We start from the raw sequence: 13,092 nt of genomic DNA on the forward strand, positions 1-13,092 counted from the left end.
GACAGCTATAACTCTTTGTAGTTCTTGGCTTTTCTTATAAATCTACAGCTCTGGTATGCTTTCCGGCCTTCGGTCCGAGGTAGAACCATGCAACTCATCGATATCGGCGTCAACCTGACCAACCCAAGTTTCGCCGAAAAACATCAGGCCGTGCTCGACCGCGCCTACGCCGCCGGGGTCTGCCAACTGGTGCTGACCGGCACCAGCGTCGGGGGTAGCGAGCAGGCGCTGGAACTGTGCCAGCAACTGGATGACAGCGGGCAACGACTGTTCGCCACCGCCGGCATTCACCCGCATTCGGCCAGTGACTGGAACGCTGACAGCGCACGTCGTTTGCGCAGCCTGCTGCATGAGAAAAACGTGGTTGCCGTGGGTGAATGCGGGCTGGACTTCAACCGCGATTTCTCCCCGCGCCCGCAACAGGAAAGGGTTCTGGAAGAACACCTGGCGCTGGCCGCAGAGCTGCAACTGCCGGTGTTCCTGCACGAGCGTGATGCCAGTCAGCGCCTGCTGGAAATTCTCCGGGACTTCCGCGATCAACTGCCCGCTGCCGTGGTGCACTGCTTTACCGGCGAGCAAAAAGCCCTGTTCAGTTATCTGGATCTGGACCTGCACATCGGCATCACCGGCTGGATCTGCGACGAGCGCCGGGGCACCCATCTGCACCCGCTGGTCAAGGAGATCAAGCGCGGACGGCTGATGCTGGAAAGCGATGCGCCGTACCTGCTGCCGCGCACTCTGCGACCGAAGCCGAAAAACGGCCGCAATGAGCCGGCGTATCTGACCGAAGTACTGCGCGAAGTAGCGCTGCATCGGGGCGAGAGCGAGGACGAACTGGCAGCGCACACCACGGCGTGCGCCCGTGCGTTCTTCAACCTGCCCACCCTCCCCTGACACCGCACAATCCCTTGTAGGAGTGAGCCTGCTCGCGATAACGGTAGATCAGCCAATATTTATATCGACTGACCGTCCCTCATCGCGAGCAGGCTCACTCCTACAAAAGCGGTGCAGCGTGGCTTGTTGACCCATATCAAGATCTTCCGACCTGTATAGCGGCACAATGCTGGCACCTTGCCAAAACTGTTTCCGCTATCAGAGAAGACCTCCATGGGTGCCTGGCTTAGCAATATCTCGCTGAAATACAAATTCTGGGCGGTCAACGCGGTCGCCTTCGTCACCACCCTGCTGCTGGTTCTGTACGCCGTGCAACTGGAGCAGCAAGCCCGCAGCCACGCCTCACAAGCCTCCGCTCAAGCCCAGGCGCAATTGCTCAAGGCCTGGCCGGACGGGCAGGCCTTGCCCAAGGTTGACCAGGTGCTGACCTTCAAACGCGGGGAAGCGCCGCGCCTCAACGATCAACCCGTACTGGAGATCAGCGACAGCAACGGCTGGAACGAGATCAATCACCTGCCGCTGTTCGGCGACAACCCATTGATGGGCGCCGAAGTATTCAGCCGCGCCGACGGCCAACAGGTCGCGGTGATCGCCTATGGTCCAAGCCTGGCGCAGGTGTTCAGCGAGCGTTTTGCCAACTACGCGGTGGCGGTGTTCATCCTGATGCTGGCAATGCTCGGCGCTTCACAACTGCTGATCCGCTTCCTGCTCAGCCAGCTCAACACATTGAAAGACGTGATGCTGCATGTCGAGAAAAGCGGCGACCTCTCGGCCCGCGTACCGTTGGCCGCCAAGGATGAAGTCGGGCAGATGGCCAATGCGTTCAACGCGATGCAGGCCGGTTATCAGCGCGTGGTCACGACGGTCGCCAACACCGCGCGACAACTGGACGTCGGCGCCGCACGCCTGGCCTCAAGCATGAATGAAGTACGCCACGGCATGCTCGGCCAGCAGAGCGAAACCGATCAGGCCGCCACCGCGATCAACGAAATGACCGCCACGGTTTATCACATTGCCCAGCACGCCGGCGCCACCCGCGATCTGTCGCAGACCGCCGATGGTCTCGCTGGCAGCGGCCAGCATGTGGTCAGCCGCGTGCAGCAGTCGATTGCCGGACTCTCCAGCGGTGTGCAGCAGACCGCCGAGATGATCCAGCGCCTGGCCGAAGACAGCCAGAAGATCAACGGCGTGGTCAGCGTGATTCACAGCATCGCCGAGCAGACCAATCTGCTGGCCCTCAACGCCGCCATCGAAGCGGCCCGGGCCGGCGAGATGGGCCGAGGCTTTGCCGTGGTCGCCGATGAGGTGCGCAACCTGGCAAAACGCGTGCAGACCTCCACCGATGAAATCACCACCATGGTCTCGGCGCTGCAGGCCGGCACCCGCGATGCGGTGGACTTCATGCAGGAGAGTTCATACAAGGCCGATGACTGCGTGCAACAGGCGCAGGAGGCCGGCGAGGCGCTGGCGCAAATCACCGGCGCCGTGGCGCAGATGCGCGAGAGCAACACCCAGATCGCAGTGGCGGCCGAGCAGCAGAGTCAGGTGGCCGAGGAGATGAATCGAGCGGTGGTGAGCATTCGTGATGTGACCGAGAACACCGTGAAGCAGACCGTGGATTCGGCAACGACCAGTAATGAACTCGCGACGTTGGCCGGGGAACTCAACAAGGCGATTGGGCAGCTCAAGCTGTAAGGGACTCATCGCGAGCAGGCTCACTCCTACAGGGGATAGGTGAACGCCACAAATCTCTTGTGGGAGCGGGCTTGCTCGCGAAGGCGTCAGTTGAAGCACCATCGAACCCAGCCATTGTGCCTATCACCGCAATAGCCAACCTTGATTCGCCGCGTCACCCGCCCCGGCCTATTCTTCAATCATGTGTTCAACATGGATCGAGGAGTAGCAAACATGGGCAAACGTCACCCCAATCTTCCCGCGTGGCAATGGCGCGCGTACCCGAACAATCATCAGCACCCGACCAATCTGGTGTTGCACCTGATTGCCGTGCCGTTGTTCATCGTCGCGTTTCTGTTGATCGTGTCCGGGGTGTTCAGCCTGAGCCTGGCCAGCGTCGCCATTGGCGTGATCGGTATCGTCGCGGCGCTGGGTCTGCAGCGCCACGGCCACAGCCTGGAGGCGCAAGCCTCCGAGCCGTTCAGTGATCGCAAAGATGCCATGTCACGCTTGCTGGTCGAGCAGTTCCTGACCTTTCCACGGTTTTTCCTCAGCGGCGGCTGGTGGCGCGCCTGGCGTGAGCGCCACCGTCGGCATTGATTCAGGCGAAGATCGTGACGGTCTGTCGGCTCATGGCGATCAACTCCCCTTCCGCGCTCCACAGTTTCGCGGCGACATGCCCGTAACCATCGGCGGCGTATTCGATGTCGGCCAGGTATTTGCACCAGTCCAGCGTGCTCAAGTCGCGTAGCGGCTGAACGAATTCAATGGTCCAGGTCAACGTGCTACCCGGTGCCGGTTTCTTCAGATACGGCAACAATGCCGGCGGCCACGCATCCACCAGCGCCAGCAGATGCGCCTCATTGACCGGTTCTTCCTTGACGTCTCCACGCAACCGCACCCAACCGCCCATCTGCCGCGATGTGTTGCCGGTGAACGGCATGCCGCCGACACTCCAACGCATCGACAAGTGACGCATGAATTCCGGGGTCACGCCTTTGATGTAGGGCAATTCCTGGCATTCGTCCCAGTGTTTCATTTCGGCTGCCGGATAGGCGGCAACGGCCACTTCCGACGGTCGCGAAGCACCGAAGCTGCCTTGCACAATCGTCACCACCTGACCGTTCTGCACCGCACGGCCCAGCACCTGGCTGACCGCCTTGCCTTCACGCAATACATCGACTTCGAAACGCACCGGGACTTCCGGCTCCACCGGGCCGACAAAGGTGATTGCCAGCGAGCGCACCGGGCGATCTGCGGGCACCTTCGCGCGCATGGCTTCATATTGCAGCGCCGCCACCAGGCCACCAAAACTGGCCCGGCCCTGGCCCCACTCGGCAGGAATAGTCAGTTCTGGATCGCGGCGGACCGCATCGAGCAAATCGGAAAAGCGCATGACAACCTCGGGAAGCAAAAGTGAATGCAGCGATCTTAACCAGCATGGCAGAGCGCCGCAGCGTCTATTCCGGTCAAATGGACTGACAGAAAGGCCTTACACCGATATCAACCACACCGCAGATCCCTTGCAGGAGTGAGCCTGCTCGCGATAGCGGTCTGACATTCAACAGTAGCGTTGGCTGTCAGACCGCTATCGCGAGCAGGCTCACTCCTACAGAAGATATGTGCTGATATCGGGGTTATTTGAAGCAGCTTGAACTGAGTTTTTCGAGCACCCGATCCGCCTTGGCTTCGGCCTTGATCAGGCCTGCCTGCCAAGTCGCAACGCACGGTTGCAGATCACTTTCCTGCTCGGCCCGCGCCAGCCATTGCCAGCAATCGTGCCAGTCACCGAGCGCGCCCTGCGCCGACTTCAACCGCGCCAGCGCCGCTGCAGGCAGACGATCCAGCTCCGGATAAGCTTCGATGCCATAGCGCACGCGCTTGATCAGCAAGCGCAGGCGATGGCGGTCGTGGGCTGGATCATGCAGCGCCTCATCAAGTTTTTTCCATTGTTTGTGCAGGCGGTTTTCGATGCGCTTGGCCAAGCCCTTGAGCAGGCCCTGACGCTCAGATGCGCGCAGGAAACGCGGGAATGCGTCGAGCATCATCAGCAACGAATTGACTTCAGCACTCGCCGCCAGCGTCGGATAGGCGTCGGCCATTTGCGCCATGCGCCGTTGCGCCGCCTGCGCTTGATCGTGCTTGAGCAGATACGCCGCCAATACCTCGCGGTCACGCCACGGCGTGGTCAACTGGCCCACCGCTGATGCGGCACCTTCCAGTTGCTCCACGCCAGGCAAGCCGCGCAATGGCCGTAGCAGGCTGCGCAAGCGCCGCACCGTGGTGCGCAAATCATGCAGCGCTTCAGGGTCGGTGCGCGCGGTCAAGCGCGCCTGACAAGCCAGCAGCCGCACTTCCAGGCTCAGGACATGAGCCACCAACCGATCGACCAACGCAGACATCACTTGCTCCTGATTCACATGGCTTGAAGGATGAGTCTGCCGTGAGAAGGCGGCCACATCCTTGCGTCAAGTCAGCAGCTTAGCGACCGGCGCGGGATTCGCGAATATAGAAACGGGCTTTCTCGGCCTTGTTGCTGCAGCCCTCGAAGCCTTCGAATTGCTGCTGGGTCTTGGCGGCCGTCAGCAACGACAGCGCCTTGGAGTAGCTGACCGTACCGGCAAAACCTTCGGCCTTGGCCAGGTCCAGTTCATGCCACGCCGCATCGAGCTGACTGCCACAGCTGTCACGATAAGCAGTCTTGCCGGCGCAACCGGCCAACGCCAGCGCGATCAACGGCACACAGATCCAGGCTTTCATCACTTACACCTCAAAATAGGTCAACAGTCGTGCAGTTAAGACGGTGCGGCGAGCAAAAAGTGCCTTGGCGCCCGATGAATCTGCGGTGCCCCAAGGATAGCGCCGAGCGGTCACGGAGTATCGAAAAAACGACGCCGCAGGCGCCCTGAACGACCCTGCCGATTGTCGCCCGCCCCCGGATGGGTGCATTGTGGAGCCTTGTCGGGAGGAAGTTTGATGAAAAAGCGTGTCGCACTGGTGCTGGGCTCCGGTGGCGCCCGGGGCTATGCCCATATCGGGGTCATCGAGGAGATCGAAAGACGCGGTTACGACATTGCCTGCATTGCCGGTTGTTCGATGGGCGCGGTGGTCGGCGGAATCTATGCGGCGGGCAAACTCGAGGAGTACCGCACCTGGATCGAATCGCTCGACTATCTGGATGTGCTGCGGCTGGTGGACGTGAGCTTCCGCCTCGGTGCAATTCGCGGCGAAAAGGTCTTCGGGCAGATCCGCAAGATCGTCGGCGAGATCAACATCGAAGACCTGCGCATCCCCTACACCGCGGTCGCCGCCGACCTCACCAACCAGCAGGAAATCTGGTTTCAGGAGGGCTGCCTGCATCAGGCGATGCGCGCCTCGGCAGCGATTCCCAGCCTGTTCACCCCGGTGATGCAGGGTAACCGGATGCTGGTGGATGGCGGCATTCTCAACCCGCTGCCGATCGTGCCGGTGGTGTCCAGCCACTGCGACCTGATCATCGCCGTCAACCTCAACGCGACCAACCAGCGGCATTACAAATTGCCGGTGATTCAGCGCCCGCCAGCCTTTCGCTCGCGCTTCGACAGCCTGCTCAGTTCGCTCGGTTCGAAGATGCCGTTCCGCCGCAAACAGGCCGAGCAGTTGTTGTTGCTCGAGCAGGAAGCCTTACGCGCGGAAGCGGCGGACATCAATCCGTGGCTGGAAGGCAGCGAGCCGGAAAGTCAGCAACCGGCAGCGGCCCCCGAGCGCGAAGGTGCGCCGAAATCCGCCACCGGTTCGTTCATCATCGACAACGTCGGGCCGGCGTCACTGCTGGACCTGATCAACCAGAGTTTCGAGGTGATGCAGACCTCGCTGGCGCAATACAAGATCGCCGGGTATCCGCCGGACATCCTGATCAACGTGCCGAAGCGCGTGTGCCGGTTTTTCGAGTTCTACAAGGCACCGGAACTGATCGCGCTGGGGCGCGAGATTGCGCGGGATACGCTGGATCGGTATGAGAGTGAACAGGGTTAAGGCCTGAAAGATCGCTGTTGAATGCAGTGCCCTCATCGCGAGCAGGCTCACTCCTACAAGGGATCTGCGAACGACGCCGACTCAATGTAGGAGTGAGCCTGCTCGCAATGAGGCCAGAAAAGACAACACAGAAACTACAGGCTGCCCTCACTCAACAACCGATACCCAACCCCCGCTTCTGTCACGATAAACCGCGGCCGCGTCGGATCATCCGCCAGCTTCTGGCGCAAGTGCCCGACCACAATCCGCAGGTAGTGACTGTCTTCGGTATGCGTCGGCCCCCAGATGTCCTTGAGCAATTGCTGCTGGGTGATCACCCGCCCCGGGTGCCGCGCCAGTTGCGCCAGCACCGCGTACTCCTTGCGGGTCAGCGCCACTTCGACGCCGTCGAGCAATACCCGCCGATAGGCCAGATCAACCGTCAACGGGCCGAACGTCAGGGCCGCCTGTTGCGCCTCGCCGGCCGGCGCCTGACGCAACAAGGCGCGGACCCGGGCGAGAAACTCCTGAATACCGAACGGCTTGGTCACGTAGTCGTTGGCGCCGCCATCCAGTGCCTGGACTTTCTGCCCTTCGCTGGCCCGCACCGAGAGCACCAGTACCGGCGCGGTGGCCCATTCGCGAAACTCGCGCAGCACCTGCTGGCCGTCCATGTCCGGCAGGCCCAGGTCGAGCACCAGCAAGTCGGGTTTGTTCAGCGCGGCCTGGGCCAGGCCCTCGGCGCCGGTCCCGGCTTCCAGCACTTTGTAGCCTTGTGAGGCAAGGCTGATGCGCAGGAATTTGCGGATCTGCGGTTCGTCATCGATGACCAAAATGGTCGCGGTCTGGCTCATGAATTCACATCAACACAAAAGATTGGCAAGAGAGTAGCGCAGCCGGGCTCAGGCTTCATTGTCCATCCCCGGTTGCGTCTGCAATGGCAGGTGCAGGGTGATGCTGGTGCCGCGTCCGCCGATGCCGTCGGCGACGCTGATCCGCCCGCCATGCGCGCCGACCATGCCCTGACAGATCGCCAGCCCCAGACCGGTACCCTGGCCACCGCGATCACCACGGGCGGCGGTGTAGAACATGTCGAAAATTTTCGCCCGCTCGTCTTCAGGAATCCCCGGCCCTTCATCGCTGACCGTGAAGAAGATCTCTTCGGCATTCGCCCCGGCACTCAGTTGCAAACGCCCATGGGCAGGCGAGAACCGCGCAGCGTTTTCCAGCACATTGACCAGCGCCTGCTCGATCAACGCTGCATGGACGAACAGCAACGGCAACTCGGCGGGCACATCGGTGCTGACCTGCAACGGCGCCAGTACTGCACGCAGACGATTGAGCGAACTGCCGACAATGTCGGCAGGCGCCACCCAGTCGCGCGCCAGCTTCAACGCGCCGTGGCCGAGACGGGTCATGTCCAGCAGGTTCTGGATGTAGCGATCGAGGCGTTCGGCCTCATCACGAGTGCCTTCGAGCAACTCGCGGCGATCTTCCAGCGGGATCGCTTCGCCGAGCGCCAGCAAACTATCGATGCTGCCGCGCATGGCGGTCAGCGGCGTACGCAGATCGTGAGACACCGAGGCCAGCAGCGCACTGCGCAATTGCTCGGTTTCGCCGTGCAGGCGTGCGGCTTCCAGATCGTCCGCCAGTTGCGCCCGGGCCAGCGCCTGAGCGAGTGGCTGACTCAACGCGGTGAGCAGGCGTCGACGTTGGCCGCTCAAGGTCTGGCCTTCTTTGGCGCAGACCCCGAGCAGCGCCAGCGGCCCGTCCTCCACCGACAGCGGCCACCACCACCAGCGACCGAGCGGCAGCGTGCCGGTGCCCATACCCGCCGGTTGATCGTGTTGCCAGGCCCAGTCGGCGGCGGCACGTTCGGATTCGGTAAACTCCAGCGGCCCGCCGGTCTCGACTTTCCAGCCGCCCTGGCCGTCACGGTTGAGCAGGCACAACTGCAGATCGCTCCAGCCATTGAGGTGTTGCGCGGCGGCGCTGACCACCGCCTGACGGTCGGTGGCGGCGGTGAGTTTGCGCGACAGGTCGAGCAGTTCGGTGGTCTCTTCCTGCGTGTCGCGCAGGGCCTGCAACTGCCGCCGCTGGCGGGCGGCCAGGTTACCGGTAAGTGCGGCCATCAGCAGGAAGAACAGCAAGGTCAGGACGTCTTCCTCGCGCTGGATGGCGAAGGAAAAATTCGGCGGAATGAACAGAAAGTCGTATGTCAGAAACGACAACGCCGCGCAGGCCAGTGCCGGCCCCAGGCTGCTGCGCACCGCCACCAGCAACACCGCCGCGAGGAACACCAGCGAGATGTTCGGCAGCGGCAACACACTCGACACCGCCCACGCCAGCGCACTGGCCAACACCGTGGCAACCAGTGCCAGTACATAGTCGAACCAGACCAGCGTCGGCGTCGCCCGCAGGCGCGGTTGCGGGTGTTCGTGGTCGTTGTCGAGGACGTTGATTTCCAGCCCGTGAGCCTGCCGCAGCAAACGCGCGGCGAGCCCGCCACCAAACAGGCGGCGACGCAGACTCGGTCGCGACTGGCCCACCAGCACCAGACTGGCGCGGCGTTCGGCGGCATGCTGAATCAAGGTCTTCGCCACTTCACCGGCACGCAGCAACACCACTTCGCCGCCAAGGCGTTCGGCCAACTGCTGGGCATTTTGCAGGCGCAGGCGCGACTGTTCATCGCGCACGGTGCCGTTGTCGACATGCACCAGGCTCCACGGCAAATGCCGACGCTGGGCCACGCGGCTGGCGTGCCGCACCAGGCGTTCAGCCTGCGCATCACCGTCGATGCCCACCAGCAAACGCCCGCGTACCGCCGGAGCAGCCTGACCGAGCTGACGATAGCCTTGCGCGAGATCGTTATCGACCTGCGCGGCCGCCGTTTGCATCGCCAGTTCGCGCAGCGCCGTGAGGTTGGTCTGGGTGAAAAACGCATCGATCGCTGCCCGCGCCTGTTCCGGCACGTAGACCTTGCCTTCGCGCAGTCGCTCCAGCAATTCGCGCGGCGGCAGGTCGATCAGCAGCAGTTCGTAGGCTTCCTGCAGCACCCAGTCCGGCAGGGTTTCACGCACCTGCACACCGGTGATACCACGCACCTGATCGTTGAGACTTTCCAGGTGTTGGACGTTGACCGTGGTGTAGACATCGATACCGGCGGCGAGCAGTTCCTGAATGTCCTGCCAGCGTTTGGCATGGCGGCTGCCGGGGGCGTTGGTGTGCGCCAGTTCGTCCACCAGCACCAGTTTCGGTTTGGCCGTGAGCAGGCCGTCGAGGTCCATTTCTTCGAGCATCACACCCCGGTATTCCGAGCGCACCAGCGGTTGCTGCGGCAAACCGCCGAGCAGTGCTTCGGTTTCCGCCCGGCCGTGGGTTTCAACGACGCCGGCGATGATTTTCACGCCTTGGCGCAATTGCGTGTGCGCGGCCTGGAGCATGGCGTAGGTCTTGCCGACACCGGGGGCGGCGCCGAGGAAGACTTTCAGCCGGCCACGGCCGTCTCGGGGCAGGTCTGCTAACAGTGCGTCGGCGCGGCCGGAGTCGCTCATGCTGGGAGTTCTCTCTTCCTGATTGATCGTTCCCACGCTCTGCGTGGGAATGCAGCCCGGGACGCTCTGCGTCCCATAAAAGCAGACGCAGAGCGTCTATTGATGCATTCCCACGCAGAGCGTGGGAACGAGCATCGACTACAGCTTTTCCAGCGCCATGTTCAATTCCAGCACATTCACCACCGGCGGCCCCACCAGCGGTTGTTCGATGTGCGCATCGAGCAGTTGCTGCAAGGTCGACACCGGCAGGTTGCGAGCTGCCGCGACACGCGCCAGTTGATAGGCAATTGCCGCCGGAGGCAAGTGCGGATCGAGACCGCTGCCGGAGGTGGTCAGCAACGCCAAGGGCACTGGCCCCTGGCCGGGCACCTGCAACTTGTTGGCGTCGTCGATCACCCGTGTGGCCAGCGCCGGATTGCTCGGCGCCAGGTTGCTGGCACTGCTGGAAACGGTGGCAAAAGCACCCGCCGAAGGACGCGGATGGAACCACGCATCACCGACGAAATCCTGAGCGATCAGCGCCGAGCCGCGCACCTTGCCGTCGGCATCGTGGACCAGACTGCCGTTGGCCTGTTCAGGGAAAGCGACCTGCGCAACGCCGGTCACCACCAGTGGATAAGCCACGCCGGTGATCAGGGTCATCAGCACCAGCAGGCTCAGGGCCGGACGTATCATTGTGGACATTGCAAAATCCTCGAATTCGTTGGGCAACTTGGGTGGAGTGTCAGGGAGATTTCTTCCCCCTCACCCCAGCCCTCTCCCCCAAGGGGGGAGAGGGGAAAGGGAGCCGATCCTGGTGTTGTTCAAGACCTGAGCTCGGCTCGGTATTTCAGGTCGATCCAGCTCCCGCAAACACCTCGGTCGGTCCCCTCTACCCCAGGAAGAAGGTTTAGGGTGAGGGGTTCTTTCAGTCTCAAACCAGATGCAGCGCCGTCAGCAGCATGTCGATCGCCTTGATCCCCACGAACGGCACCAGAATCCCGCCCAGTCCGTAGATCAGCAGGTTGCGACGCAGCAATGCCGCGGCACTCGCCGCCTGCACCCGCACGCCGCGCAATGCCAGTGGAATCAACACCACGATGATCAAGGCATTGAAGACAATGGCCGAGAGGATCGCGCTCTGCGGACTGGTCAGGTGCATGATGTTCAGCACGCCCAGTTGCGGATAAATCGCGGCGAACAGTGCCGGCAGAATCGCGAAGTATTTGGCGACGTCGTTGGCGATGGAAAAGGTCGTCAACGCGCCACGGGTCACCAGCAATTCCTTGCCGATCTGCACCACGTCCAGCAGCTTGGTCGGGTCGCTGTCGAGGTCGACCATGTTCGCCGCTTCGCGTGCGGCTTGCGTGCCGTCGTTCATCGCCATACCGACGTCCGCCTGGGCCAGCGCTGGCGCGTCGTTGGCACCGTCGCCGCACATGGCGACCAGACGACCGTCGTTCTGCTCAAGGCGAATGCGCGCCAGTTTCTTCTCCGGAGTGGCTTCGGCGAGCACGTCATCGACGCCCGCTTCAGCGGCGATGGCCGCTGCGGTCAACGGGTTGTCACCGGTGACCATCACGGTGCGAATCCCCAGTTTGCGCAGCTCGGCAAACCGCTCGCGAATGCCCGGCTTGACCACGTCCTTGAGGTGGATCGCACCGAGCAGTTTGCCGTCGGCGCAGACCAGCAACGGAGTACCGCCGCTCTGCGCGATCTTGTCGATTTCCCGCGACAGCGCAGGCGGCAGATCGGCACGTTGTTGGCCGAGGAAGGCCAGCAGCGAATCCACTGCACCCTTGCGGTAAACGCGGCCCTGATAGTCGACACCGGACAAACGGGTTTCCGCACTGAATGGCACGGCGGTCAGGCTGTCCAGCGTCGGCTCAGGCTGTGGGTGCAGACCGCGCAGGTATTCAACGATGGATTTGCCTTCAGCGGTTTCATCCGCCAGCGAAGCGAACAACGCGCCTTCGGCCAGTTCCCGACCATTCACACCAGGTGCGGCATACACCGCGCTGCAACGACGGTTGCCGAAGGTGATGGTGCCGGTCTTGTCCAGCAGCAGCACGTGCACGTCACCGGCCGCTTCCACTGCACGCCCGGATTTGGCAATCACGTTCAGCCGTACCAGTCGATCCATCCCGGCAATACCGATGGCGGACAACAGGCCACCGATGGTGGTCGGAATCAGCGTGACCAGCAGCGCCACCAGGAACACCAGCGGCAGGTTGCCGTTGGCGAAGTGGGCGAACGGCTGCAGGGTCACCACCACCAGCAGGAAGATCAGAGTCAGACCGATCAGCAGGATGTCCAGCGCCACTTCGTTCGGGGTCTTCTGGCGTTTGGCGCCTTCGACCAGCGCGATCATGCGGTCGAGGGTCGATTCACCGGGGTTGGCGGTGATCTTCACCAACAACCAGTCGGACACCAGGCGCGTGTTGCCGGTGACCGCCGAGCGATCGCCACCGGACTCGCGAATCACCGGCGCCGATTCACCGGTGATCGCCGCTTCGTTGACCGCCGCGATCCCTTCGATGACTTCGCCGTCACCGGGGATCATCTCCCCCGCTTCGACGCGCACCACGTCACCTTTGCGCAGACTGGCGGCAGGCACCACCTGGAAGCTGCCATTGGCCATTTTGCGCCGTGCGCTGAGGCCTTCGCTACCGGCCTTGAGACTGTCGGCGCGGGCCTTGCCGCGACCTTCGGCCAAGGCTTCGGCGAAGTTGGCGAACAGCACGGTGAACCATAGCCAGAGGGCAATCTGCGCGGCGACGAAAGTCGGCACGAGGTTGTCCGGAATGAAGCACAGCACGGTGGTGAAGATCGCCGTCAGTTCGACCACCAGCATCACCGGCGAGCGCACCAACTGACGCGGGTCGAGCTTGACGAACGCTTGCACCAGCGCCGGGCGCCACAGGGCTGAGATCGCGGTTTTCGGTGCTTCTGCCGACTTGGTCGGCACCGCAGGTTTTGCAGGAACATGCATATTCAT

Annotated in this window: 11 protein-coding genes; 4 read left to right on the forward strand and 7 right to left on the reverse strand. The window is 62.6% G+C overall.

Going from position 1 to position 13,092, the window contains the following annotated elements; translation table 11 throughout:
- Nucleotides 1-87: 87 nt before the first annotated feature.
- The 3 genes from QMK55_RS04635 (at nt 88) to QMK55_RS04645 (ending at nt 3,168) form a co-directional block, all read left to right on the forward strand.
- The gene (locus QMK55_RS04635; protein ID WP_320328745.1) at nt 88-894 is read left to right on the forward strand and encodes a TatD family hydrolase; all 807 of its coding nucleotides are present in this window, start codon (nt 88-90) and stop codon (nt 892-894) included.
- A 213-nt stretch (nt 895-1,107) separates the two neighbouring features.
- Nucleotides 1,108-2,589, forward strand: coding sequence for a methyl-accepting chemotaxis protein (locus tag QMK55_RS04640; RefSeq protein ID WP_320328746.1), 1,482 nt, complete (start codon nt 1,108-1,110; stop codon nt 2,587-2,589).
- 213 nt (nt 2,590-2,802) lie between these two features.
- Nucleotides 2,803-3,168 (forward strand): Mpo1-like protein, encoded by a 366-nt coding sequence (locus QMK55_RS04645; protein ID WP_025113120.1) that lies wholly within the window; start codon nt 2,803-2,805, stop codon nt 3,166-3,168.
- A 1-nt stretch (nt 3,169) separates the two neighbouring features.
- On the opposite strand, the gene QMK55_RS04650 is transcribed toward QMK55_RS04645, so the two are convergent.
- The 3 genes from QMK55_RS04650 to QMK55_RS04660 form a co-directional block, all read right to left on the reverse strand.
- Nucleotides 3,170-3,964: an acyl-CoA thioesterase gene (locus tag QMK55_RS04650; RefSeq protein ID WP_102354050.1), complete on the reverse strand. Its 795-nt coding sequence runs from the start codon at nt 3,962-3,964 to the stop codon at nt 3,170-3,172.
- Nucleotides 3,965-4,205: 241 nt separating this feature from the next.
- Nucleotides 4,206-4,970: a CHAD domain-containing protein gene (locus QMK55_RS04655; protein WP_102354051.1), complete on the reverse strand. Its 765-nt coding sequence runs from the start codon at nt 4,968-4,970 to the stop codon at nt 4,206-4,208.
- 79 nt (nt 4,971-5,049) lie between these two features.
- Entirely contained in the window at nt 5,050-5,328 is a 279-nt protein-coding gene (locus QMK55_RS04660; RefSeq protein WP_007963692.1) for a hypothetical protein, read from the reverse strand.
- Nucleotides 5,329-5,544: 216 nt separating this feature from the next.
- Between QMK55_RS04660 and QMK55_RS04665 the strand changes: the two genes are divergently transcribed.
- Complete coding sequence (locus QMK55_RS04665; RefSeq protein ID WP_102354052.1) at nt 5,545-6,582, forward strand: patatin-like phospholipase family protein; 1,038 nt, start codon at nt 5,545-5,547, stop codon at nt 6,580-6,582.
- Between the two features lie 134 nt (nt 6,583-6,716).
- Here QMK55_RS04665 and QMK55_RS04670 read toward each other — a convergent pair whose 3' ends face one another.
- The 4 genes from QMK55_RS04670 to kdpB form a co-directional block, all read right to left on the reverse strand.
- Nucleotides 6,717-7,415: a response regulator gene (locus QMK55_RS04670; RefSeq protein ID WP_102354053.1), complete on the reverse strand. Its 699-nt coding sequence runs from the start codon at nt 7,413-7,415 to the stop codon at nt 6,717-6,719.
- A 48-nt stretch (nt 7,416-7,463) separates the two neighbouring features.
- On the reverse strand, nt 7,464-10,115 hold the full coding sequence (locus QMK55_RS04675; protein ID WP_320328747.1) for a sensor histidine kinase KdpD: 2,652 nt from the start codon (nt 10,113-10,115) through the stop codon (nt 7,464-7,466).
- Between the two features lie 138 nt (nt 10,116-10,253).
- A complete protein-coding gene (kdpC, locus tag QMK55_RS04680) occupies nt 10,254-10,799 on the reverse strand; it encodes a potassium-transporting ATPase subunit KdpC (RefSeq protein ID WP_025113113.1) in 546 nt (181 codons plus the stop codon).
- A gap of 229 nt (nt 10,800-11,028) precedes the next feature.
- Nucleotides 11,029-13,092 carry a potassium-transporting ATPase subunit KdpB gene (gene kdpB / locus QMK55_RS04685; protein WP_320328748.1) on the reverse strand — a complete coding sequence of 688 codons (2,064 nt, stop codon included), beginning with the start codon at nt 13,090-13,092 and terminating at the stop codon, nt 11,029-11,031.

The organism is Pseudomonas sp. P8_229 (assembly GCF_034008635.1).
In the GTDB taxonomy this organism is placed as follows: Bacteria; Pseudomonadota; Gammaproteobacteria; order Pseudomonadales; family Pseudomonadaceae; genus Aquipseudomonas.

What these genes read in the sequence shown, in the direction of transcription:
- QMK55_RS04650 (WP_102354050.1), bottom strand. Translation starts at nt 3,964, where the DNA reads ATGCGCTTTTCCGATTTGCTCGATGCGGTCCGCCGCGATCCAGAACTG.
- QMK55_RS04670 (WP_102354053.1), bottom strand. Translation starts at nt 7,415, where the DNA reads ATGAGCCAGACCGCGACCATTTTGGTCATCGATGACGAACCGCAGATC.
- QMK55_RS04665 (WP_102354052.1), top strand. Translation starts at nt 5,545, where the DNA reads ATGAAAAAGCGTGTCGCACTGGTGCTGGGCTCCGGTGGCGCCCGGGGC.
- QMK55_RS04655 (WP_102354051.1), bottom strand. Translation starts at nt 4,970, where the DNA reads ATGTCTGCGTTGGTCGATCGGTTGGTGGCTCATGTCCTGAGCCTGGAA.
- kdpB (WP_320328748.1), bottom strand. Translation starts at nt 13,092, where the DNA reads ATGAATATGCATGTTCCTGCAAAACCTGCGGTGCCGACCAAGTCGGCA.
- QMK55_RS04675 (WP_320328747.1), bottom strand. Translation starts at nt 10,115, where the DNA reads ATGAGCGACTCCGGCCGCGCCGACGCACTGTTAGCAGACCTGCCCCGA.
- QMK55_RS04640 (WP_320328746.1), top strand. Translation starts at nt 1,108, where the DNA reads ATGGGTGCCTGGCTTAGCAATATCTCGCTGAAATACAAATTCTGGGCG.
- QMK55_RS04645 (WP_025113120.1), top strand. Translation starts at nt 2,803, where the DNA reads ATGGGCAAACGTCACCCCAATCTTCCCGCGTGGCAATGGCGCGCGTAC.
- QMK55_RS04660 (WP_007963692.1), bottom strand. Translation starts at nt 5,328, where the DNA reads ATGAAAGCCTGGATCTGTGTGCCGTTGATCGCGCTGGCGTTGGCCGGT.
- kdpC (WP_025113113.1), bottom strand. Translation starts at nt 10,799, where the DNA reads ATGTCCACAATGATACGTCCGGCCCTGAGCCTGCTGGTGCTGATGACC.
- QMK55_RS04635 (WP_320328745.1), top strand. Translation starts at nt 88, where the DNA reads ATGCAACTCATCGATATCGGCGTCAACCTGACCAACCCAAGTTTCGCC.